This window comes from Myxococcus dinghuensis (genome assembly GCF_024198235.1).
Lineage (GTDB): Bacteria > Myxococcota > Myxococcia > Myxococcales > Myxococcaceae > Myxococcus > Myxococcus dinghuensis.
In genome coordinates, this window is the sequence record NZ_JAKCFB010000008.1 from 273,534 (window position 1) to 294,772 (window position 21,239).

18 protein-coding genes are annotated in these 21,239 nt (G+C 72.4%); 9 read left to right on the forward strand and 9 right to left on the reverse strand.

What is annotated here, in order from left to right:
* Positions 1–33 precede the first annotated feature (33 nt).
* The 6 genes from LZ198_RS14555 to LZ198_RS14580 all read right to left on the reverse strand — a co-directional run bounded on the left by LZ198_RS14555 (position 34) and on the right by LZ198_RS14580 (position 5,221).
* Positions 34–411 (reverse strand): 2Fe-2S iron-sulfur cluster-binding protein, encoded by a 378-nt coding sequence (locus LZ198_RS14555; RefSeq protein ID WP_253972550.1) that lies wholly within the window; start codon positions 409–411, stop codon positions 34–36.
* 1 nt (position 412) lies between these two features.
* A complete protein-coding gene (hscA, locus tag LZ198_RS14560) occupies positions 413–2,257 on the reverse strand; it encodes a Fe-S protein assembly chaperone HscA (protein ID WP_253972551.1) in 1,845 nt (614 codons plus the stop codon).
* Entirely contained in the window at positions 2,254–2,814 is a 561-nt protein-coding gene (gene hscB, locus LZ198_RS14565) for a Fe-S protein assembly co-chaperone HscB (RefSeq protein ID WP_253972552.1), read from the reverse strand. Before hscB ends, hscA begins: the two co-directional genes overlap by 4 nt.
* A gap of 108 nt (positions 2,815–2,922) precedes the next feature.
* Positions 2,923–3,324 carry a HesB/IscA family protein gene (locus LZ198_RS14570; RefSeq protein ID WP_253972553.1) on the reverse strand — a complete coding sequence of 134 codons (402 nt, stop codon included), beginning with the start codon at positions 3,322–3,324 and terminating at the stop codon, positions 2,923–2,925.
* A 35-nt stretch (positions 3,325–3,359) separates the two neighbouring features.
* Positions 3,360–3,761, reverse strand: coding sequence for a Fe-S cluster assembly scaffold IscU (gene iscU / locus LZ198_RS14575; protein WP_234065097.1), 402 nt, complete (start codon positions 3,759–3,761; stop codon positions 3,360–3,362).
* Positions 3,762–3,859: 98 nt separating this feature from the next.
* The gene (locus LZ198_RS14580; RefSeq protein WP_253972577.1) at positions 3,860–5,221 is read right to left on the reverse strand and encodes an IscS subfamily cysteine desulfurase; all 1,362 of its coding nucleotides are present in this window, start codon (positions 5,219–5,221) and stop codon (positions 3,860–3,862) included.
* A 361-nt stretch (positions 5,222–5,582) separates the two neighbouring features.
* On the opposite strand from LZ198_RS14580, the gene LZ198_RS14585 reads away from it, so the two are divergent.
* Together LZ198_RS14585 and LZ198_RS14590 are read left to right on the forward strand one after the other, a co-directional pair.
* Entirely contained in the window at positions 5,583–7,412 is a 1,830-nt protein-coding gene (locus tag LZ198_RS14585; RefSeq protein WP_253972554.1) for an SPFH domain-containing protein, read from the forward strand.
* A gap of 62 nt (positions 7,413–7,474) precedes the next feature.
* Positions 7,475–8,917 carry a protein-disulfide reductase DsbD family protein gene (locus LZ198_RS14590; protein ID WP_253972555.1) on the forward strand — a complete coding sequence of 481 codons (1,443 nt, stop codon included), beginning with the start codon at positions 7,475–7,477 and terminating at the stop codon, positions 8,915–8,917.
* Between the two features lie 19 nt (positions 8,918–8,936).
* Here the strand turns inward: LZ198_RS14590 and LZ198_RS14595 are convergent, their stop codons facing one another.
* From LZ198_RS14595 to LZ198_RS14605, 3 genes are all read right to left on the reverse strand, one after another.
* Positions 8,937–9,518: a tRNA-uridine aminocarboxypropyltransferase gene (locus LZ198_RS14595; protein WP_253972556.1), complete on the reverse strand. Its 582-nt coding sequence runs from the start codon at positions 9,516–9,518 to the stop codon at positions 8,937–8,939.
* Positions 9,515–10,063, reverse strand: coding sequence for a hypothetical protein (locus tag LZ198_RS14600; protein WP_253972557.1), 549 nt, complete (start codon positions 10,061–10,063; stop codon positions 9,515–9,517). Before LZ198_RS14600 ends, LZ198_RS14595 begins: the two co-directional genes overlap by 4 nt.
* A 106-nt stretch (positions 10,064–10,169) precedes the next feature.
* Positions 10,170–11,039 carry a DMT family transporter gene (locus LZ198_RS14605; RefSeq protein WP_253972558.1) on the reverse strand — a complete coding sequence of 290 codons (870 nt, stop codon included), beginning with the start codon at positions 11,037–11,039 and terminating at the stop codon, positions 10,170–10,172.
* Positions 11,040–11,122: 83 nt separating this feature from the next.
* Between LZ198_RS14605 and LZ198_RS14610 the strand changes: the two genes are divergently transcribed.
* The 7 genes from LZ198_RS14610 (at position 11,123) to LZ198_RS14640 (ending at position 20,912) form a co-directional block, all read left to right on the forward strand.
* Positions 11,123–12,730, forward strand: coding sequence for a sensor histidine kinase (locus LZ198_RS14610; protein ID WP_253972559.1), 1,608 nt, complete (start codon positions 11,123–11,125; stop codon positions 12,728–12,730).
* Between the two features lie 145 nt (positions 12,731–12,875).
* Positions 12,876–13,460, forward strand: a complete 585-nt coding sequence (locus tag LZ198_RS14615; protein WP_253972560.1) for an RNA polymerase sigma factor — start codon at positions 12,876–12,878, stop codon at positions 13,458–13,460.
* Positions 13,457–16,483, forward strand: coding sequence for a CHAT domain-containing protein (locus LZ198_RS14620; protein WP_253972561.1), 3,027 nt, complete (start codon positions 13,457–13,459; stop codon positions 16,481–16,483). Before LZ198_RS14615 ends, LZ198_RS14620 begins: the two co-directional genes overlap by 4 nt.
* Before the next feature lie 139 nt (positions 16,484–16,622).
* Positions 16,623–16,802 carry a hypothetical protein gene (locus LZ198_RS14625; RefSeq protein ID WP_253972562.1) on the forward strand — a complete coding sequence of 60 codons (180 nt, stop codon included), beginning with the start codon at positions 16,623–16,625 and terminating at the stop codon, positions 16,800–16,802.
* 204 nt (positions 16,803–17,006) lie between these two features.
* Positions 17,007–17,615, forward strand: coding sequence for an RNA polymerase sigma factor (locus LZ198_RS14630; RefSeq protein ID WP_253972563.1), 609 nt, complete (start codon positions 17,007–17,009; stop codon positions 17,613–17,615).
* The gene (locus tag LZ198_RS14635; protein WP_253972564.1) at positions 17,612–20,632 is read left to right on the forward strand and encodes a CHAT domain-containing protein; all 3,021 of its coding nucleotides are present in this window, start codon (positions 17,612–17,614) and stop codon (positions 20,630–20,632) included. The genes LZ198_RS14630 and LZ198_RS14635 overlap by 4 nt, the downstream gene beginning before the upstream one ends.
* A gap of 97 nt (positions 20,633–20,729) precedes the next feature.
* Positions 20,730–20,912, forward strand: coding sequence for a hypothetical protein (locus LZ198_RS14640; protein ID WP_253972565.1), 183 nt, complete (start codon positions 20,730–20,732; stop codon positions 20,910–20,912).
* The last annotated feature ends 327 nt before the right edge of the window (positions 20,913–21,239 follow it).

Sequence of the window (21,239 nt, forward strand, 5' to 3'; positions counted from 1 at the left end):
CTGCCCCGCGCCGTCAAGAACTACGTAACAACCTCACTTCTTCAGCGGCCATTTCCCCTCGGCCTCGAGCGCCCGGCGGATGACCGGGTTCTCGTCCATGAAGGCCGTGAGGGACTCCTCGGTGATTTCGACGGCGATGTCCTCGGCGCCCAGCTCCGTCTGGCAGCTCAACCGGGAGTACGGGCGCACGTCGAACCCCATGTCCAGACGGTCCGCCTCCGCGTCCGTCTGCTCACTGAGCGAGTCGAGCCCCTTGCGGACCCAGATGTGACAGGTGGAGCAGCCGCAGACGCCGCCACAACTGTGGCCCACCTGGGCGCCACACTGTTCGGCCGCGTCCAGCAGCGTCGTCCCGGTCGGCACGTCCACGCCGACCTCGGCCAGCGGGCTCTTGAAGGTGACCTTGGGCACGTCAGTACTCCTCCACCGAGTGTCCGGCGACCACCTGGGTGATGGCCTGGTTCATGACCCGCTCGATGAAGGGCCGGGAGGCCTCGTCCAGCGCGTGGAGCATCTCCTTCATCTTCAGGTGGTCCTGCCCCTGGGCCACCTCGCGCACGCGGGCCATGGCCGCGTCGATGGTCTCCTTCTCGCCGGCCTGGAGCAGGGCGCCGTGCTCACGCAACTGGCGGTCCGCCTCGGCGAGCACGCGCTCGGCGTCCACGCGCTGCTCGCGCACCTGGCGGGCCTGGATGTCGTCCTCGGCGTAGTCGATGGAGTCGAGCAGCATCCGCTCGATCTCCTCCTCCGTGAGGCCGTGGCTGGGCTTGACGGTGATGGACTGCGTGGCGCCGGTGGACTGCTCCTTCGCGGAGACGGAGAGGATGCCGTCCGCGTCCACCTGGAAGCGCACCTCCACCCGGGCCATGCCCGCGGCCAGCGGCGGAATCCCGGAGAGGGTGAAGCGCGCCAGGCTGCGGTTGTCGTCGACCAGCTCGCGCTCGCCCTGCACCACGTGCACGTCCAGGCCCGTCTGCCCGTCCTTGAACGTCGTGAAGACCTGGGCCGCGGCGGTGGGGATGGTGGAGTTGCGCTGGATGAGCTTCTCGGTGATGCCGCCCATCGTCTCCAGTCCGAGCGACAGCGGAATCACGTCGAGCAGCAGCACCTCGTCCTGCCGGTCCGCGTTGGTGAGCAGGTCCGCCTGCACCGCGGCGCCCAGCGCCACCACCTGGTCCGGGTCGATGTCGCCCAGGGGCTCGCGGCCGAACAGCTCCGCCACGTACCGGCGCACGGCCGGCACGCGCGTGGCGCCGCCCACGAGGATGACGCCGTCCAGCTCCCCGGCCGCCACGCCCGCGTCCTTCATCGCCCGGCGGCAGACGAGGCCCGTCTTCTGGACCAGCGGTTGGATCCACGCGTCGAAGTCCGAGCGCTTCACCGGGTGCTCCCGGCCTCCCGCACGGAGGGAGACCTCCGGCGCGTCGGTGAGGGCCTCCTTGGCCTTGCGCGAGGCGGCCAGCACCTCCGCGACGAGGGACGGGGCGGGGGACGTCTCGCCCAGCGCCTCCAGCACCCGCTGGGCGATGGCGCGGTCGAAGTCGTCGCCGCCCAGCGCGGAGTCGCCGCCGGTGGACTTCACCTCGAAGACGCCGTCCACCAGCTTGAGGATGGAGATGTCGAAGGTGCCGCCGCCCAGGTCGTAGACGGCGAAGGTGCCCTGGCTGCCCTTGTCCAGGCCGTAGGCGAGCGCCGCGGCGGTGGGCTCGTTGAGCAGCCGCAGCACCTCCAGGCCGGCGAGCCGGCCCGCGTCCTTGGTGGCCTGGCGCTGGGCGTCGTCGAAGTAGGCGGGCACGGTGATGACGGCCTGCTCCACCTTGCCGGAGAAGTGGGCCTCCGCGCGGCGCTTGAGGGCGCGCAGGATTTCACCCGACACCTCGATGGGCGTCACCGGGTTGCCGCCCGCGACGTTGAAGCGCACCACCTTGCCGCCGGGCACGAAGTCGTAGTGACCCAGCTTGCGCGTCTCCGCGTCGTCCGGGCTGCGGCCCATGAAGCGCTTCACGGAGGCGATGGTGTCGGTGGGGTGCGCGGCGGCCAGGGGCCGGGCCCGCGCGCCCACCACCACGCCGCCGTCCTTCCCGTAGTGCACCACGGAGGGGAGCAGCAGCGCGTCGCCGTCGTCCACGGGGACGCAGCGGGGCTTGCCCTGGCTCACCGCCGCGACGAGCGAGTTGGTGGTGCCCAGGTCGATGCCCACCGCGTGCCCCTTGGGCTTCAGCGGGTCGTGGATCTGCAGGTAGCCGTTCTTGCTCACGACAGACTCTCCTCCTCGAACGCGTCCACCTGTTCGAGGAAGCGCGTGAAGTAGCGCACCCGCCCCAGGGCATGCGATGCCTTTCTCACCTGGGCCGCCGCTTCCTCGCCGGGCGTGCCCGCAGCCTCCAGGTGGCGCAGGGCGCCAGCCGCCTCGTCGAGCGCCGCCTTGCGCTGGGTGCCCACCTGGGTGCCCATGGCCTGGGCGCGCGCCAGGTCCTTCTTCGCCATGGCGGCGTCGAGCGCCTCGCGCAGCTCCATGACCTCCTCCAGGAACTCCAGGGGCATGTCCTTCTGCGCCCCGGCGTCCTCGCGCTCCAGGTCCACCCCGTGCAGCTTCAGGAGGTAGAAGGCGCGGCGCACCGGGTCCTTCAGCGTCTTGAAGGCCTCGTTGAGGGCGGTGGTGCCCTCCAGGGCCTTGAGCCGCTCCTTCGCGTCGCCCGGGGCCACCCGGTCCGGGTGGTGCTGGAGCGACAGCTCCCGGTACTGCTTCTCCAGGGCCGGGACGTCCACGTCATAGGCGCGGGCCAGTCCGAAGACGTCGAAGTGGGTCCTCACCAGGGGGTCTCCTCGCAGGGGCGAAACGAAAAAAGGCCCGGCGCGGATGGCCGGGCCCCGGAGTGATGGCTCCACCCGGGGCGGGGTGGAGCGCGGCCTGTCGTCACGTCAGACGGAGAAGCTCTCTCCGCAGCCGCAGGCGGCCTTGATGTTGGGGTTGTTCAGCTTGAAGCCGGACGCCATCAGCGTCTGCTCGAACACCAGCTCCGTGCCGATGAGGTACAGGTAGCTCTTCGGGTCCACGAAGACGCGCACGCCGTCCTTCTCGAAGATCTTGTCGCGCTCGCGGGCCTTCTCCGACCACTCCATGGAGTACTGGAGGCCCGAGCACCCGCCGCCCTTGACGGCCAGGCGCAGGCCGGCCTCCGGCGTCTGGCGCTGCTCGAGCAGCTCCTTCAGCCGGGCCACCGCGCTGTCCGCCAGGACGATGCCCTTGGGGGCGGGCTTCGCCACGGGCGTGGGGGCAGGCACCGGGGTCTGCGTCGTCTGCTGGGTCGCCTGTTCGCTCATGGGATGCCTCCTTCAGGGGTGCGGGCGCGCGGGCGTCAGGACGCCTTGGCCTGGCGCGCGGCGCGCTTCTTCTTGAAGTCCTCGATGGCCGCCTTGATGGCGTCCTCGGCGAGGACCGAGCAGTGGATCTTCACCGGCGGCAGCGCCAGCTCGCGGGCCACGTCCTTGTTGGAGATGGTCATCGCCTGGTCGACCGTCTTGCCCTTCACCCACTCGGTGACGAGCGAGGACGAGGCGATGGCGGAGCCGCAGCCGAACGTCTTGAACCGCGCGTCCTCGATGAGGCCGTCGTCGGAGATCTTGAGCTGCAGGCGCATCACGTCGCCACACGCGGGCGCGCCCACCAGGCCGGTGCCCACGTTGGGGTCTTCCTTGTCCATCGACCCGACGTTGCGGGGGTTCTCGTAGTGGTCGATGACCTTGTCGCTGTAAGCCATGCCAACTCCTTCAACGGATGCTTCTCACCAAAGGTTCCGCCGGGCAACGTCCACCGGTCGAGGGGGCCTGCGCCCCGCTGTCCGCTCGGGAAGGCGCGCTAATGCGCCGTCCACTCGATGCTCTTGAGGTCGATGCCTTCCTTGGCCATCTCGTAGAGCGGGCTCATGTCGCGCAGCTTGCGCACCTTGTCCACCACGAGCTTCACCACGTAGTCGACCTCCTCGTCCGTGGTGAAGCGGCCCAGGCCGAAGCGGATGGAGCTGTGCGCCAGCTCCTCGTCCACGCCCAGCGCGCGCAGCACGTAGGAGGGCTCCAGGGACGCGGAGGTGCACGCGGACCCGGAGGACACCGCCACGTCCTTGATGCCCATCATCAGGGACTCGCCCTCGGCGTGGGCGAAGGAGATGTTGAGGTTGCCCGGCAGGCGGTGCTCCAGCGAGCCGTTGAGGACCGTCATGTCCAGCGCGTCCGTCAGGCCCTTGCGCAGCTTCTCCCGCAGCCGGAGGATGCGCGCCGCCTCGTCCGCCAGCTCCAGCCGGGCCAGCTCCGCCGCGTGGCCGAAGCCGACGATGGCCGCCACGTTCAGCGTGCCGGAGCGCATGCCGCGCTCGTGGCCGCCGCCGTCGATGATGGGGGCGATGCGCACGCGCGGCTTGCGGCGCACGTACAGCGCGCCGATGCCCTTGGGGCCGTACATCTTGTGCGAGGTGATGGAGGCCAGGTCCACCTTCATGGCCTCCACGTCGAAGGGCACCTTGCCGATGCCCTGCACCGCGTCGCAGTGGAAGAGGATGCCCTTCTTGCGGCACAGCTCGCCAATCTGGGCGATGGGCTGCACCACGCCGATCTCGTTGTTCACGAACATGATGGAGACGAGCACCGTCTTGGGTGTCATCGCCTCCTCGAGCTTCTCCAGGTTCACCCGCCCGTCCTGCTCCACGTCCAGGTAGGTGACGCGCGCGCCCCCGGTGGGCATCTCCGCCCACTTGCGGTAGGTCGCGTCGTTCTCCAGGTCGTGCTTCACCGCCAGCTCCGCGACCTCCTCCGGGGAGACGTCGCGCTCGGCCAACTGCGACAGGCGCAGCAGCTTCAGCTCGTCCAGCCGCTCCTGGCGCACGCGCTCCAGGCGCTTGCAGGTGTCCAGGACTGCCTTGTGCTCCGTCTTGAGGGTGATGATGTGGTCACCCTTCGACTTGTAGTACTCGACCACGCCCTTGATGGCGAGGTTGTCGGACTCCGTGGCGCCCGACGTGAAGACGATCTCCTGGTCCGACGCGCCGATGAGCGCCGCCACCTGGGCCCGCGCCTTCTTCACCGCCGCCTCCGCCTTCCACCCGAAGACGTGGTTGCGACTGGACGCGTTGCCGAAGTCCTCGCGGAGGTAGGGGAGCATCACCTCCAGCACGCGCGGGTCCAGCGGCGTGGTGGCGTGGTTGTCCATGTAGATCGGCAGCTTCACCATTGCTTCCCACACCTTCCTGAAGGGGGCGTCCTGCGCCCCCGCTCCCCGGCGCCAACGGTGGGCGCTCCGCGAGGGGCCTACACGGTCGCACATGAATGTGGACCGGACTGGTCAATTATAAAATCGGGTGCCCTTGGGTCAAGCGAACATAAGGAGCACGCCAGACGTGTCGGGAGGGCACCGGTAGGGGTGTCCAGGGGGGTGGGCCGGTGCGCCGGGATGGATCGCCCGGGGTGGGCCAAGGCGGGGCGGGGTGCTCCGGAATGGGGCGGCGTGTGGGGCCAAGGGCCTGGAATCGTTGAGGGGGCCCTCCTGGCCGGGGGGCTGCACAGCGGAACCGCGCGACGAGGAGGCAGGCATGAGCGCGAACGCGAAGCAGACGGCCAGGTCGAAGGAGCAGTCGGAGTCCGGGGAGGGCGGCGGGCGCACGCCGCTGGTGCGGATGGAGGGCGGGCTGGAGCGCCCCCGGTACGCGGAAGGGTGGCGTGCGGGCAAGCCGGCGGAGGACCCGGAGAAGATGAAGCGCTGGGGGCTCATCACCGCGCGGCCCAGCGAGTTCCTGGTCCACATGCGCCGGGGGCGGGTGCGCGACGTGAGCGGCCAGGGCGCCAGTTGCTTCAAGTGGCCGGGCGACTCGGTGGCCATCGTCCCCACCAGCATCCAGCGGCTCCAGTTCACCGCGGACCAGGTGACGAGCGAGAAGGTGGGCGTGCAGGTGACGGGCCTCGCGGTGTACCGCATCGCCGACCCGCTGGTGGCGTTCCGGATGCTCAACTTCTCCTTCCCGGAGCGGGCGCAGGAGAAGCTGGCGGAGCTGCTGCGGGAGATGTTCGTGGGCGCCGCCCGGCGGCTGGTGGCGAACCTGTCCGTGGAGGAGTGCCTGTCGCGGCGCAAGGAGGGCATCGCCGCGGAGCTGATGCGGGAGATCGCCCCGGTGCTGTCCGGACACGGCCGGGTACAGGACCCGACCGACGCGGGCTGGGGCGTGCTGCTGGACACCATCGAAATCCAGGACGTGCGCGTCCTGTCGTCCACCGTCTTCGAGAACATGCAGGCGCGCTTCCGCCGCGAGCAGGAGCGCCAAGCGCGCGAGGCGGAGCTGGCCAAGGAGCGCTTCGTCCACCGCGAGGAGACGGAGGCGGAGCGGCAGCTCAACCTCCAGCGCCTGGAGGCCGAGGACGAGGTGCGCCAGCGCCGGCAGACGGCCGAGGAGCAGGCCCGGCTGGAGACGCTGGCGGTGGACGCGCGCGTGGCCGAGGCGAAGCTGGCCCAGGAGCGCACGCTCAAGCAGGAGCAGGCGTCCGTGGAGCGCGAGGTGGCGCTCGCCAAGCTCGCCGCGGAGCAGGAGGTCCGCCAGAAGAAGCTGGCCTCGGACGAACAGGCCAAGCTGGAGGCGCTGGCCGCGGAGGCGCGCCTGTCCGAGGCGAAGCTCGTCTCCGAGCGCGCGCTGGCCACGAGCCGCGCGCAGGCGGACATGGAGAAGCTCCAGCGCGAGCAGGAGACGGAGACGGCGCGGGCGCGCATGGGCCTGGAGAAGTCCAGGCGCGAGCAGGACGCGGAGGCCGCGCGCGCGGAGCTGGAGCTGGAGAAGCAGCGGCTGGTCCAGGACGCGGAGGCCGCTCAGGCCCAGTACGAGCTGGTGCGCCTGCAGCGCGAGCAGGCGGCGGAGGAGGCCCGCGCGCGCATCGCCCTGGAGCAACTGCGCCGCGAGGAGGCGCAGGAGGACGCCCGCGCGCAACTGGAGCTGGAGCGGCTGCGTCGCGAGCAGGAGCAGACCGCCGCCCGGCACGAGGGCACGCTCGCCGAGCAGCTCCAGGAGGTGGAGAAGCTCAAGGCGCGGCTCCAGGTGGTGCAGTCCCAGCGCGCCATCGCGGAGGCGGAGGTGTCCATCGCGGAGCTGGAGGTGCGCCGGGAGAACGCCCGCCAGGAGCTGGAGCTGGCGCGGGCCCGGGCGCTGCGTGACATCGAGAACACCATCAGTCCGGAGGTCATCCAGATGACGCTGGCGCAGCAGTTGCCCCAGGTGGCCGCGGCCTTCCAGCAGAAGATGGGCGAGGTTCACGTCACGGCGGTGGATGGCGCCAATCCCTTCGGTTACATCGCGGCGGCGGTGGAAGGTGTCATGGGCCTGGCGCGTTCAGCCGGGTTGAAGGTGCCCGCCTCCTCGCTCGGCACCAACGCGCAGTAGCCCGTCGCCCGGGGCCTGCGTATACAAGGCGGGCCTGTGCTGGGAAGGACGGAGCGACGCGCATGAATGCCAGGAAGCTGGGAGCGATGGCCGTACTGGCCGGTGTGGCGGTGGCCGTGGTGCCGTGGCTGCTGCCCACCGGGCCCAACGCGAACCTCGACGCGGCGCGTTTCCTCGAGTCCGGCAGCCTGGCCATCGGCGCGGCCGTCGTCTTCGCCGGCGGCCTGCTCACCGCGCTGACGCCCTGCGTCTACCCGCTCATCCCCATCACCGTGTCGGTGTTCGGCGCCCGCAAGGCGGAGAGCCGGGGCAAGGCGCTGCTGCTCACCGCGTCCTACATCGTGGGCATGGGCGTGGTGTTCAGCGCGCTGGGCATCCTCGCGGCGAAGACGGGGCAGGCCTTCGGCGCGCTCCTGGGCCACCCGGCGGTGGTGACGGGGCTGGCGGTGTTCCTGCTCCTGCTGGCCTCGTCCATGTTCGGCGCGTTCGAGCTCGCGCTGCCGGAGCGGCTGCAGACGCGGCTGACGTCGGTGGGCGGCGCGGGTGTGGCGGGCGCGTTCCTGATGGGCAGCGTGTCGGGGTTCCTGGCCGCGCCCTGCACGGGGCCGGTGCTCACGGGCCTGCTCGCCTTCGTGGCGAAGACGGCGAACACCACCCTGGGCGCGACGCTGCTGTTCATCTACGCGCTGGGCATCGGCGTGCCCTTCTTCGTGCTGGGCGTGTCCACGGTGCGCCTGCCGCGCGGCGGCGTGTGGATGGAGTGGGTGAAGAGCGTGCTGGGCATCATGCTCGTCGCGCTGGCCCTGTCCTACCTGAAGGACGCCTCGCCCTGGGCGCGCGACGTGGTGAAGGGGCTGGGCGCGCAGCTGGGCCGGATGCCGGGCGCGCTGGTCGCGGGCGTGCTCGCCCTGGTGGGCGTGCTGGTGGGCGCGGTGCACCGCTCCTTCAAGGAAGGCTCGCGCGACTTCGCGTTCAAGGCGCTGGGCGTGACGCTGGTGGTGGTGGCCCTGGTGCTGCGCGGCGGCGCGCTGGACGCGGGCCCGGTGGGCGCGCTCTGGGTCCGCCTGGGCGTGGCCGAGCCGCCCCAGGCTCCCTCGTGGCGGTGGCACCACGTCATGCCGCAGAAGAAGGCCACGTTCTCCTCGGACGAGTTCGAGCAGGTGCTCGCCCAGGCCCGGTCGGAGGGCCGCCCCGTGCTCATCGACTTCTTCGCGGACTGGTGCGCGGCCTGCAAGGAGCTGGACCGGGAGACGTACCCGGCGCAGGAGGTCATCTCCCAGTCGTCGGAGGGGCAGTTCCTCACCATCAAGGTGGACGCCACCCACAGCGACGACGCGCTCGACGCGCTGATGGAGCGCTTCGGCGTGGAGGGCCTGCCGACGGTGGCCTTCGTGTCGCCCGCGGGCAAGGTGCTCCAGCGCCCGCGCATCACCGGCTTCCTCGCGCCGGTGCCCTTCGCCACGGAGATGAAGAAGGCGCGCTGCGAGGAAGGCTCCGCCTGCTGACGCGGCCGGGCCGGGCGCGCTACCGGCCCCGGCTCGCCATCACCTGCTCGAACATGCGCTCGTGCAGGGCGTAGAGCGGCTCGGCCACCGCGTCCCCCTCCAGGTACGCGAGCGCCCCCGCGATGGCCTCCAGCGTGGACATGCCGTCCGGGTGCGGCGGCCGGCGCAGGCGTCGCGTGTCCGGCGGCGGGGGCGGCAGCTTCAACCCCGGCAGCCGGCGCAGCGCGGGCACCCGCTGCACCATGCGGCGCGCCTGCCCCCAGCTCCCGTCCAGGACGATGAGCCGGCGGGGCGGGGCCGTGTCGGCGGTGGGTGACTGCTGCGCGTCCGGGAACAAGAGCCAGGTGTCCCCGTCGTCCTCGAGCACGGACGCGTCGAAGGGTTGGCCCGGCGAGCCGTAGGAGACGATGTGGCAGCGGGGCAGCGCCAGCGCGGCCATGCGGGCCGTGTTGGTGGACTTGAGCGTCTCCTTGTGATGCCGGATGACGAGCAGCTCCGTGCGCGTGAGGATGCGGGGCAGCTCGGCGCACAGACACAGGGCGGTGGGCAGGAAGCAGCGAGGACAGCGGCCCGAGAGGTCCTCCGGAGTCCGGGACCTCATTTCCCCTGGCGGTAGCGCTCCATCAACGCGCGCGCCTCGCGCAGCTTCTCCTCGACGAAGCGGTCGTCCGCGTCCGGCTCGTAGTCGGCGTCCGGCAGGTCGAGCTGGAAGATGGTGGAGAGCAGGATGGGCGCCACCTCCAGCCACTCCGCCGTGCGGGTGAGGGCGGCCTGGCGGCGGCCGGCGAACGTCTCCGGGCCCTCCTCCGGACCGCAGCGGCAGATGCGCGCCGAATCGGCGGTGACGTCGACGTAGAGGCCGAGCACCTCCGCGTCCACCTCGGCGGCGAGCGCGCACGTGGCCTCGCTCACGTAGGCCGCCATGGCCTGCGCCGCGGAGCGCTCCGTCAGCGAGCGCACGAGGAACACCTGCCACCCCGCCTCGGACAGCGCGCCCGACTCCTGGATGAGCGTCAGCTCCGCGGGAGGCGCCTGGATGCGCGACAGCAGCCGGCGCACGGGGGCCTCCAGCCTCTCCAGCCTCGCGCTCGACGCGGGACAGAAGAAGACGACGCGGTACTCACGGCTGTCTGCGGCGGTTTCCATGGGCATACGGCGTCGCCAGGCGCTGCAGGGAAAGGGGAAGTCCTGCGGGTGCCCAAGAGGACCAAAGGATTCCCCGACCTTGCAAGGGGGGAGTTGGGGGGAGGGTTCAAGGCGCGGCGGCGGGCGTGGGGGCGGCGGAGGCGGTGGCCCGCCGCTCGGAGGCGACCCAGACCCCCGCCGCCAGCACCAGCAGTCCACCGCCCACGCCCACGGGTGTGAGCGCCTCGGAGAAGACGGCCCAACCCACCACGGAGGCGGTGAGGGGCTCCAGGTAGGTGAGGGCGCCCGCCGAGGCGGTGGGGACATGGCGCAGCCCGGCATTGAAGAGGCAGGTGCCCGCGAGGCCGCACACCGCCCCCCCGGCGAACACCTGGAGCGTGGCCCCGTCCAGCGCCGGAGGCAGCGCGCCCGTCCCCGCGATGCACAGCAGGGCGACGAGCGACACCGGGGCGTGCAGCGAGGCTACTGCCACCGGTGAGTAGGCCCGCGTCGCCGCCTTCGTGCCCAGGACGATGATGCCGAAGAACAGGGCGCTGCCCGAGCCCAGCGCCGCCGTGAGGCCCGCGTCGCCCGTCCCCTCCGGCCGGCCGATGAGCAGCGCCAGGCCCAGCAGCGTCACCGGGGCGGCCACCAGCGCGCGGACCGAGCGCCGCTCGCCCAGCACCCACGGCGCGGCGAGCGCCAGCCCCAGCGGGGCCAGGTAGTGGGTGAGCACCGCCACGGACACCGGGCCGTGCTTCATGGCCGCGAAGAACAGGCTGATGTTGGCCGCGTCCGCCAGCCCGACGACGACGAGCGCCAGGGTCGCCCGCCTGTCCCTCCACGCCGCCCCGCGGACGAGCAGGGGGACGGGCAGGGACATGGCGACGAGCGCCAGGAACGCGTTCTGGGACCACGTCAGGCCCGCGGGCCTCAGGAACAGGGACCAGCAACCCCAGAGGGTGGCCCCGGCCGCGACCATCGCGAAGTGCCGCACTGTGCTCGTGACTCCTGGTGACGTCGGTCGTCCTCGTGACTCGACGGGGCGCGCAGCCTAGGGACATCTGCCACACTGCGTCCATGGGGCCTTTGTTCGCCTACAGCCTGGCGCCCGTCGTCAGCGTGGCGCTGTTGCTGTGCTTCACCACCGCGCTGAGGGGCCGCGGCGCGCTCGGGTTGACGCTCTACTGTCTGGCGACCGCCGCGTGGAGCGGGTCGCTGCTCCTGTTGTGTGTGCCCTCGTGGGCCTGGCTCGGAGAGCGCTTCGCCGCCAGTGGCGCGTTCGTCGCCGCCGCCTATCTCCATGCCGCGTACGACCTCACCCGGCAGCGCTCGTACGGGCTGGTGGTGTTCGCCTACGGCGTGGCGGCGGTGGTGACGGGCGTGGGCGTGGTGGCCCCGGACGCGCTCTACGGGACGCTCGCGATGCAGCGCGGGCCGCTGTTCTGGCCCATCATGGCGCTGTCGGTGTCCGCCACCAGCGTGCCGTTGTTCCACCTGTACCGCGCCTGGCGGGCGGAGTCCCCGGCGCGCCGCCCGCTGCTGCGCAGCCTGGGCATCGTCGGCGCGCTGGCGTACTCGGGGGGCACGGGCACCGCGCTGCTCCTGTCGGGCGGGTACGTCCTGCCCTGGGGCCTCTACCTGGTCCTGGCCGCGCTGCTGGTGCTCGTCCACGTCATCGACGCGTACCAGCCGTCCGGAGACCGGCGGTTGATGGAGCGCAGCCTCCTGTATTCGGCGATGGCGGCGGTGTTGTCCGCGGGCTTCCTCTTCGGCGTGCTGACGCTCATGGACGGCAGCGGCCAGCCGTGGCTCGCGCAGTACCGGGGCGCCGCGTTCGCGCTGCTGGCCCTCGCCGCGCTCGCCTTCGAGCCGGTGCGCCAGGGCTTCCAGGAGTGGCTGGGGCGGCGGCTTCTCAAGGGGCGCGCCACCGGGAGCGAGCTGGCGCAGGCCCTGGCCACGCAGGAGGCGCGCGCGGACCAGTCCGCCCGGCTCGCGGAGCTGGGCCAGTTCACCTCGGCCGTGGCCCACGAGGTGCGCAACCCGCTGGGCGTGTTGGGCGCCCACCTCAAGCTGCTGGAGCGCCAGGGCGTGGACGCGGAGTCGCTCGGGGCGATGCGCGAGCAGATTGCCCGGGCCAGTCACTTCGTGGACGAGCTGCTGCGCTACGGCCGGCCCCGGCCCCTGGAGCTGCGTCCCGTGGACGTCTCGGCCACGGTGGCCCTGGCCTGGTCCACCGCGCGGCAGGGGTTGGGGGAGCTCGCCCCGCACGTGGTGTTCGAGGCTCCGGAGGGTGAGGCGCCGGCGCTGGAGGCCGATCAGGCACAGCTCATCCAGGTCTTCGTCATCCTCCTGGAGAATGCGCTGCTGGCCCTGCGCGACGTACCCTCGCCCAGGCTGTGCGTGTCCTGCGCCTCAGGTGGGGAGATGCTGCGGGTCATCGTGGAGGACAGCGGCCCGGGGATTCCACCCGAGCTGCTGTCCCGCCTGTTCCAGCCCTTCGTCACCGGGCGCAAGCGGGAGGGCCCTCGGCCCGGCACGGGGCTGGGGCTGGCCATCGCCCGGGGCATCGTCGAGCGACATGGTGGAACCCTGCGCGCCTCGCGCTCCGAGCGGTGGGGCGGCGCGCGCTTCGAGTTGGCGCTGCCGCTGCGCCAGCCCTCACCGTTGGCCGCCGCCGCGGGCTGAGCGCGTGCGGGGTGGCTGAGCCGGAAGGCGCGCCTCCTACCTGAGGGCACTTCCTTCGTCCGCGGGATGGAGCGACCGTGGAGGAGGTGACGTTCGGGCAAGAAAGCCGACGTGCTGCGTTCTCTGGTGGAAACCAGGAGGGGGTATGCGCGCGAAGCCCAGGCTGACGGTGGTGGGACGTGAGACCGACAGGCCGGAGTTCGCGTTCGAACAGTTCGCCCAGCACTTCCAGCCCCCCCTCTTCCGGGTGCTGGGCAAGTACTGCCGTGGTTCGGAACAGGAGGTCGAGGACCTGGTCCACGACGTGCTGCTCCGAGCCCTGCTCCGGTGGGGAGAGCTGCGTCACTGGCAGGAGGCGTCGCAACGGGCCTGGCTCGTGCGGGTCGCCAAGAACTGCTACCTCGACCGGTACCGTCGCAGGCGGAGCGAGGAGGACCGCCTCCAGGCGTTGTTCCGCCTCCAGGAGGACTCGGACGACGGCGGAGAGGAGGATGAGCTCTGGCGGTACATCGAGGTCGCGGACCTCCAGGCGGTGCTGCCGTACCTGCCGCCCAAGGTGCGCACGACGTTCGAGCTGTACCTCCAGGGGCTGTCCTACGCGCGCATCAGCGAGCTGACGGGGGAGCCGCCCGGCACGGTGGGCGCGCGGCTGACCCAGGCCCGGCGCCTGCTGAGGGAGCTGCTCAAGGAGACCGCGGAGGCTCGCAGACGCGAGGGGCCGCGCCGATGAGCCTCGAATGCAACGAGCTGCACCGCTTCCTGGCGGACCAGCTCTCACCCGACGAGCACGCGCGTTTCCGAGAGCACCTGCTGCACTGCTACGTCTGCGAGCGCGACTTCCACGAGGCCATGCAGCTCGAGATGCTGGCGCAGATGTCCCTGTCGCCCGAGTTCGAGGCGCGGGCCCAGGCTCAGGCCGCCGCGGACCGACACCAGGGCCCATCGCCCGACGCCGTCCCCGACGCGCCGGTTCCCCTCCGAGCCTGGCGGCGCGTGCTGTCCGGGCTGAAGACCCTCGCGGCGGTGCTGGCGTTGATGCTGCTCCTGCCCGCGGTGGACCAATGGGACGCCGGACGCATGGCGTGGCTGGACCTGGATGGGCCGCGCGCCTTCGAGGGGCGCGTGACGTATCCCCCGGTGGATGCGCGCTACCGGGCCTTTGTCCCGGAGCGCAGCGCGGCCCGCCTCCGTCCGTCGGTGGCGGCGCTGCCGCTGCAGGAGCTCTCCCGCATGGAGGCCCGCGGCGACCTGCGCGGCATCGCCACGGCGTACCTGCTGTATGGCGCGCCCCGGCAGGCCCTGGCCTTCATGAAGCAACTGCCGCCGTCCGCCGACCGCGACAGCGACCTGGCGCTCCTCGCGTTGGAGCAGGCGCGTCAGGCGCCCTCCCTCGACGAGCGCAACGCGCACTTGGAGGAAGCGTTGGCGCTGGTGTCTGGCGTGTTGGAGCGCGCCCCTCGCCATCCCCAGGCGCTGTGGAACCGGGGACTGGTCCTGCGGGAGCTGGGCCTGTCGCTGCTGGCGGCCCAGGCCTTCGGCGAGGTCGCGAGGCTGGGCGAGCCAGGGTGGAGCGAGGAGGCCCTGGCGGCGGAGCGCGTGCTGCGTGACGCCACGCAGGCTCGGGGACGGGCCTGGAAGGAGGCCTATGCGGCGGCGCGCGAACTGACGGGGGCCGACGGCGCGCGGCTGCCATTGGAGCAGGCGCGGGTGCACCCGGGCATCTTGCGGCTGGGCTTCTACGACGCGCTGCGGGCGGCGCGCTCGCGCGAGGACGCGCTGCGACTGACGCCGCTGTCGCGGGTGCTCGACGCGCGTTACGGCGGACACGTCCTCGAGGACGCGGTGGCGCGCGTGGCCAGCCGGGACTTCTCCCGTCGTGGCCCCCTGGCCCTCCTCTACGCGAGGCTGGTGCGCGAGGACGTCCCGTTCGACGGGGCCGCGTTGGAGACGCTGCGCCGCTCCGGGGAGTCGGACCTGTACCTGGGCGCGCTCATCCTCGCGAGCAGCGCGGGGCAGTCGGTGGATTCGGCGGCGCTGGTGCGCCTGGCCGGCGCGTCCGAGGACCCGTGGATCCGCGTCTTCGCCGACCGCGAGCAGGCGCTCGTGGACCAGCGGGCGGGGCGCTGGTGGAAGGCCGAGGAGCGGCTCCTGTCGTCGGTGGAGCGCTGCCAGAAGGACGGGCTCGTGTACCGGTGCCTGGGCCTGGAGCGGCAGTTGACGGACCTGTACCTGGAGCTGCACCGCCCGGCGGAGGCCTTCCGTCAGGCGTGGAGCGGGTGGGGGCGTGCGCAGGAGGCCCGCGAGTGGCAGTTCGAACAGGAGTTCCTGCAGGAGCTGGCGGACGTGGCGCGCTATCAGCACGCCTTCGCGAGCGCGCGCGCGTACCTGGAGGAGTCCCTGGCGCGCATGCCGGAGGACTGCGCGCAGCGCTCGTACGTGCACCGCAACCTCTCGCTGCTGGCGTGGCAGACGTTCCGTCCCGACCTCGCGCGCGCATGGCTGGAGCGGGCGGTGGAGTGTGAGCGCCCCCTGGGCATGACGGGCGCGTGGGTGCTGACGGAGATGGCCCGCGGGCACCTCGAGCCCGGGGACGAGGGCCGCTTGTGGCGCGCGTTGTCCGAGCTGCGCCAGGGCGGCATGACACCCGGGCGCGAGGCGTTGCTGCTCGTCATGGAGGGGCAGTTCACGCTGCGCCGGTCGCGCGAGGAGGGAACGCTGCTCCTCTGGAAGGGGCTGGCGATGGGGGAGCGCGCGCCTCGCGACCCGGACGCGCTCAAGGCCCGCGCCTTCGGCTACTCCGCGCTCATCTCCGAGGCGGGACGCGCTGGCGCCTGGCCGGAGGCGCTGGTGCTCGTCGGACAGGACCTGCGCCTCCAGCCGATTCCCGCGTCCTGCCTGCTGGCGGTGTCCGTCCACCACGAGCAGACGGTGGTGCTGGCGAAGGGGCCCTCCGGAGAGCTGGCCGGCCACTACGACGAGCTGCGCACCGAGCCGCTGCGCGACGCCGCGACGGGGCTGGTGCCGTCGTCGCTGCTCAAGGTGCTCCATGGCTGCGAGCGGGTGGACGTGCTGGCGCGCCCCCCCGTCCACGGGTTGACCGGCCTGCTGCCCGACGACACGGCCTGGAGCTACCGCGTGGGCCGCGGGGAGACGTCGCCGCCCACGCGCGGCGGACCGGGGACGCACCTGGTCGTCACCGACGTGGCGAGCCCCGCGTCGCTGCGGCTGCCGAGGCTCGGGGAGTTGACGCCCCCGCGACTGCCGGACCCATGGCGGGTCGTCCTCCGGGGGGCCGCGGCCACGCCCTCGGAGGTGCTGAAGTCGATGGCGGACGCCTCCGAAATCGAAGTGCACGCGCACGGCCTGTACAGCGCGGCCACGTCCGACGCGTCGCTGGTGGTGCTCTCGCCCGAACTCGATGGCGCGTATGCCCTCACCGCGGACCTGGTGCGCCAGACGCGCCTGTCCCATGCGCCGCTCGTCCTGCTGGCCACGTGCGGCGCGGCGAGGACGGCGCCGTTTCCTCACGAGTCCTACAGCCTGCCGGTGGCCTTCATCGAAGCGGGGGCGAGCGCGGTGCTGGCGTCCACGCTGGAGATTCCGGACACCGCCGGAGCCTTCTTCGAGAACGTGCGCGAGCGTGTCCGCTCGGGGGCCGCGGCCTCCGGGGCGCTCCGGGACGCGCGGGCGCAGTGGGCCCGCGAGCATCCCGAGGACCGCGCGTGGCTGCCCCACGTGCTGCTCTTCGAGTGAGCAGGGGACGACGGCCGCCGCGCTGACGCAGCTCCCCTGACGGGTTCTTCGAAAGAAATACAACCTGATGCGTTGTATGGGTGAAGGGTCTCGATGCCGGTGCATCCCGCGCCGACGCGAGCCTGGGAGGATGCGGGTCATGACGAGCTGCATGGATGGGGCGGGCCCCGCCTGGCCGTTGGAGGACGTCGACGACGAAGAGGTCCCCGCCGCGGACGTGGTGGACGGCGGCGTGCCGGATGGGGACGAGGAGCCCCCCGCGCCGGACGCGGCGAACCCGGACGTGAGGGACCCTCCGCCGACCGGGCCGCGTGGCTGAAATCCTCCGGGGGGCGGGTGGCTCGAGACCGACCACCCGCCCTGACCGGCGAGGCATGGGGGGAGGGTCCCCACCACCCTGGCAGCGGGACCGCGTGTCGTGGAAGTGGCGGAAACCGGCGTGGTTGCGTCGGTTTCCAGACGCCGACCCAAGGATTCCGGGGGGCCGCGTTTCGACTGGGCGTGGAAGGAGGGCGAGGGGTCGATGAGCGACCATCGCAATGCCTCGGTGAAGTGTTTCGCCGTGGCCTACAGTGCCCCCGTGGCACATGACGGCTTCGAGGAGTTCGCGCAACGCGTCAGGCCGATGTTGGTGGCCCTGGCTCGGCGTCTGTGTGGCCAGGGGGGCATCGACCCCGAGGACCTGGCTCAGGAGGCGCTCGTCCGGGCGCTCGTCCACCATGCCGCGTTGTCCACCCAGCCGGAGCCTGTGTACCGGGCGTGGTTGTGCCGCGCCCTCACCAACCATTTCCTGGACCAGTGCCGACGCCGGCGCACGGAGCTGCTCGAGCAGGAGCGCCGGGACATCCGTCTGGTGCGCGACGACGTGGAGTCTCCGGACGCGAGAGGCTCCGGGGAGATGTGGGAGCGCGTGTCGGACGAGGACCTGAAGCAGGCCATCGCCCGGCTGTCGAACCCGCGGGTGCGGGAGGCGTTCGAACTGCACGCCTCCGGGCTGCGCTACCGGGCCATCGCCCAGCGAATGGGCGTGCCGGAGGGCACGGTGGGGAGCTGGCTGTTCCAGGCCCGCAAGGAGCTGCGCGAGCTGTTGTCGCAGATGAAGGGCGACGACGGCGACGGGGGCCATCCATGAGTCCCCCCTGCAACAAGCTGTTCCTCTTCCTGGACGGCGAGCTGCCGCCGGTGGACGAGGAGAACTTCCGACACCACCTGGCGCGCTGCGCCCTGTGCGCCTCCGGCCTGCACGAGGCCATGCAGTTGGAGATGCTCGGGTTCCAGGCGATGGGCCAGGACGGGCTCCCGCTGGACGAGGACGTGGCGTCGGAGGCCTCCGAGCCGATCTGGCCCGTTCCCGCATGGCCCCGGCCTCCCTCCCGCGCGGAGCGGCTGTGGCTGCGTTGGCGGCCGAGGCTCCCCGCGCGCGCGTGGTGGGCGGTGGGGGGCGCGCTGGCGTTGGTGGTGGCGCTGCTGGGCGTGTCGCTGCCGCGCTGGCGCGAGGCGCCGCCGGAGGTCTGGGGCGCGCAGTCAGCCCAGCGTGGCCTCGAGGCCCGGGTGGCGTACGCGCGGGCGGACGTCTACCAGCGCTTCGTGCCGATGCGCGGCGGGAGCGAGTCCCCCGTGGCGACGAGCCCGCTGCCCCTGCGCGAGCTGGCCTCGCTGGAGGAGGAGGGCGACCTGCACGGCATCGCCGCGGCCTACCTGGTGCGTGGTGACTGGCGGCAGGCGTCGGACTTCCTGCGGCGCTCGCCCGCGTCGGTCGACCGGGACTGCGACCTGGCCGTCGTCGCGCTCGAGCAGGGGCGGCTGGAGGACGCGCTGGAGCTGCTGGAGGGCGTCCTGCGGCAGGTCCCGGACCACCCGCAGGCCCTGTGGAACCGGGCGCTCGTGTTGAGGGACATGGGGCTGACGCTCCAGGCGGCGGAGTCCTTCGACGCGGTGGTGAAGCTGGGCGAGGCGGGCTGGAGCGAGGAGGCGAAGGTGCGCGCCCAGGCGCTGCGCAGCGAGACGAACCTGCGCTCGCGGGCCTTCCAGGACGCGCGCGCCGCGGCGCTGGACTTGGGCACGGTGGAGGGCGCGCGCCTGCCGTTGGAGGAGGCGAAGCGCTTTCCGGGCGTGGTGCGGCTGGCCTTCTACGACGCGGTGAGGGCGGCGCCCACGCGCGACGCGGCGCTGCGGCTGCTGCCGCTGGCCCGGGTGCTGGACGAGGTCCAGGGGGGCACCACGCTGCGCGACACCGTGGAGCGCGCGGCCCGCGCGGACTTCCGGCGACGGGGCCCGCTGGCGCGCGACTACGCGCGGCTCCTGCGCGGTGAACACCCGGACGCAGGCGCCCTCCTGGAGACGCTGCGGCGCTCCGGGGAGGACGACCTGTACCTGGGCGCGCTGGTGTCGCGCGCCGCGGAGGACGCGCACCTGGACGACTTCGTGCGCATCGCCCGCGCGAGCGAGGACCCGTGGCTGACGTTGCTGGCCGAGCGCGAGCTGTCCGTCCGCGAGGAGCGCGAGGGCCGCTGGTGGAAGGCCGAGCAGCGGCTGCGCGCCGCGCTGGCGACGTGCTCGGGGCGTGGGCTGGGCTACCGCTGCGCCACGCTCAAGCGGCGGCTCGCGGACCTGTTCGTGCGGCTGCACCGCCCGGCGGACGCGTTGGAGGAGGCGCGCGCGGGGTGGCGCCTGACGCGGGACATGGGCGAGTGGAACCTGGAGCTGCAGTTCCTCCAGGAGATGGCGCAGATCGCCCGCTACCGCCACAGCGCCGCGAGCGCGCGCGCGTACCTGCGCGAGTCGCTGTCGCGCAGCCCGGACGACTGCGAGCAGCGAACGTACGTGCACCGCAACCTCGCCACCGTGGCGTGGGCGGACTTCCGGCCGGTGGAGGCTCGCGGGGAGCTGGAGCAGGCGTCGCGGTGTGGTCGCTCCCTGGGCATGCCCGGGGCCTGGGTGCTGTCGTACCTGGCGCGCTTCGGCGCGGAGCTGCGGGACGAGGACGTGTTCCGTCGCACGCTCGCGGAGCTGCGCCGTGGGCCGCGCACGCCGGGGGAGCGCGCCCTGCTGACCTTCCTCGAGGGGCAGTTCGTGCTGGAGCACGAGCGGACCACGGGGCGCGAGCTGCTGCGCGGCGCCATCGACGCGGCGGACCGCCTGCCCCTGGACGACGTCGACGCGCGCAAGGCACGCACCTTCGCGTACGGCGTGCTGGTGGGGGACGCGGGCCGCGCGTCGGCGCAGGAGCAGGTGCTCACGCTGATGGGGCAGGCGCTGCGGCTGCCGGTGCCCGACCGCTGCGTGCTGGCCGTGGCGGCGGACTACGAGCGGACGGTGGTGACGGTGCGCGACGCGCAGGGCCGGCTGGCGGGGGCCTATGACGACCAGCGCACCGCGCCCCTGCACGCGCATGGCGCGGGCCTGGTGCCCGAGCGGCTCGTGGCGGCCCTCCGAGGCTGCGAGCATGTCGACGTGCTCGCCCTGCCCCCCGTCCATGGCCTGCCGGGGCTGCTGCCGGCGGACGTGGCCTGGAGCTACCGCGTGGGGTTGGCCTCGACGTCGTCTTCGGCGCCCACGGGCGCGGGGGGCTCCTCGGGACGCCACCTCGTGGTGACGGACGTGGCCGCGCCGCGTTCGCTCGGGCTGGAGCAGCTCTCCCCGCTGGAGTCGCCGCGGGTGCCGGATCCGCTGCGCGCGGAGCTCCGGGGCGCGGCCGCGACGCCGTCGCGCGTGCTGCGGGAGATGGTGGACGCGGGGGAGATCGAAATCCACGCCCACGGCCTCTTCAGCCCGGAGCTGTCGGACGTGTCGCTCCTGGTGCTGGCGCCCGAGGACGACGGGCAGTACGCCCTCACCGCGGCCCAGGTCCGTGGACAGCGGCTGACGGGCGCGCCGCTGGTGCTGCTGGCGGCGTGCGGCGCCGCGCGCTCCGCGCCCTTCCTCCACGAAGCCGTCAGCCTCCCGGTGGCCTTCATCGAGGCGGGCGCGCGCACGGTGTTCGCCGCCACCACGGACATCCCCGACACCGCCGGCCGCTTCTTCGAGGCCGTGCGCGAGCGCGTCCGCGCCGGTGAGCGGCCCTCGAAGGCCCTGCGCGACGAGCGCCTGGCGTGGCTCTCCCGGGAGCCCGCTGCGACGTGGCCCGCCCACGTCCTGCTGTTCGAGTGACGGCCAAGGTTTCCCACCCAGGACGTTCTCCGGTGGACGCCGCGGCATCCGCCCCGGCGCGTCCGTTCCGAACAGTCGTTCAGAGGGGGGCTGTCACATGCTCAAGTCGAACACGCGTCCGCCAGAAGAGGACCGCATCGCCCACGAGATTCCTGATCCGCCGCCGGAGAAGGACCGCGGCCTGAGGGCGCCCGGACCCACCGAGTCATCCGCCTTCACCGTGAAACAGGGTGACTCCCACGCGGAGTCCACCGGGGTGGTCGAAGACACCCAGTCCTGAGACACGCCGCGGCGTTTCACGACTCTCGGGAATCAGGTGTCGGTTGCATGTCTCGCGGGGCGTTTCCCAGAGGGGGAAACGCCCCGAAATCATTTTTAAGCCAACACCATCAAGAAAAACGTCTCCCTGCGTCTTGAAAGGGGAAGGGCGAGGCGGGGGCTGAGACTCGGCAGTGGGCGCATCGCGACGACGGGGGGACGAGATGTTCCGAGGTGACGCGGGGGGGCACGGAGGGACGTACGGGATGTGGGCGCCGGGGGACGGTCGGGGGGGCGCGGGGGGGAGTTGGGGGGCCTGGTCGGAAGAGGACACGCGGACGGTGGGCAC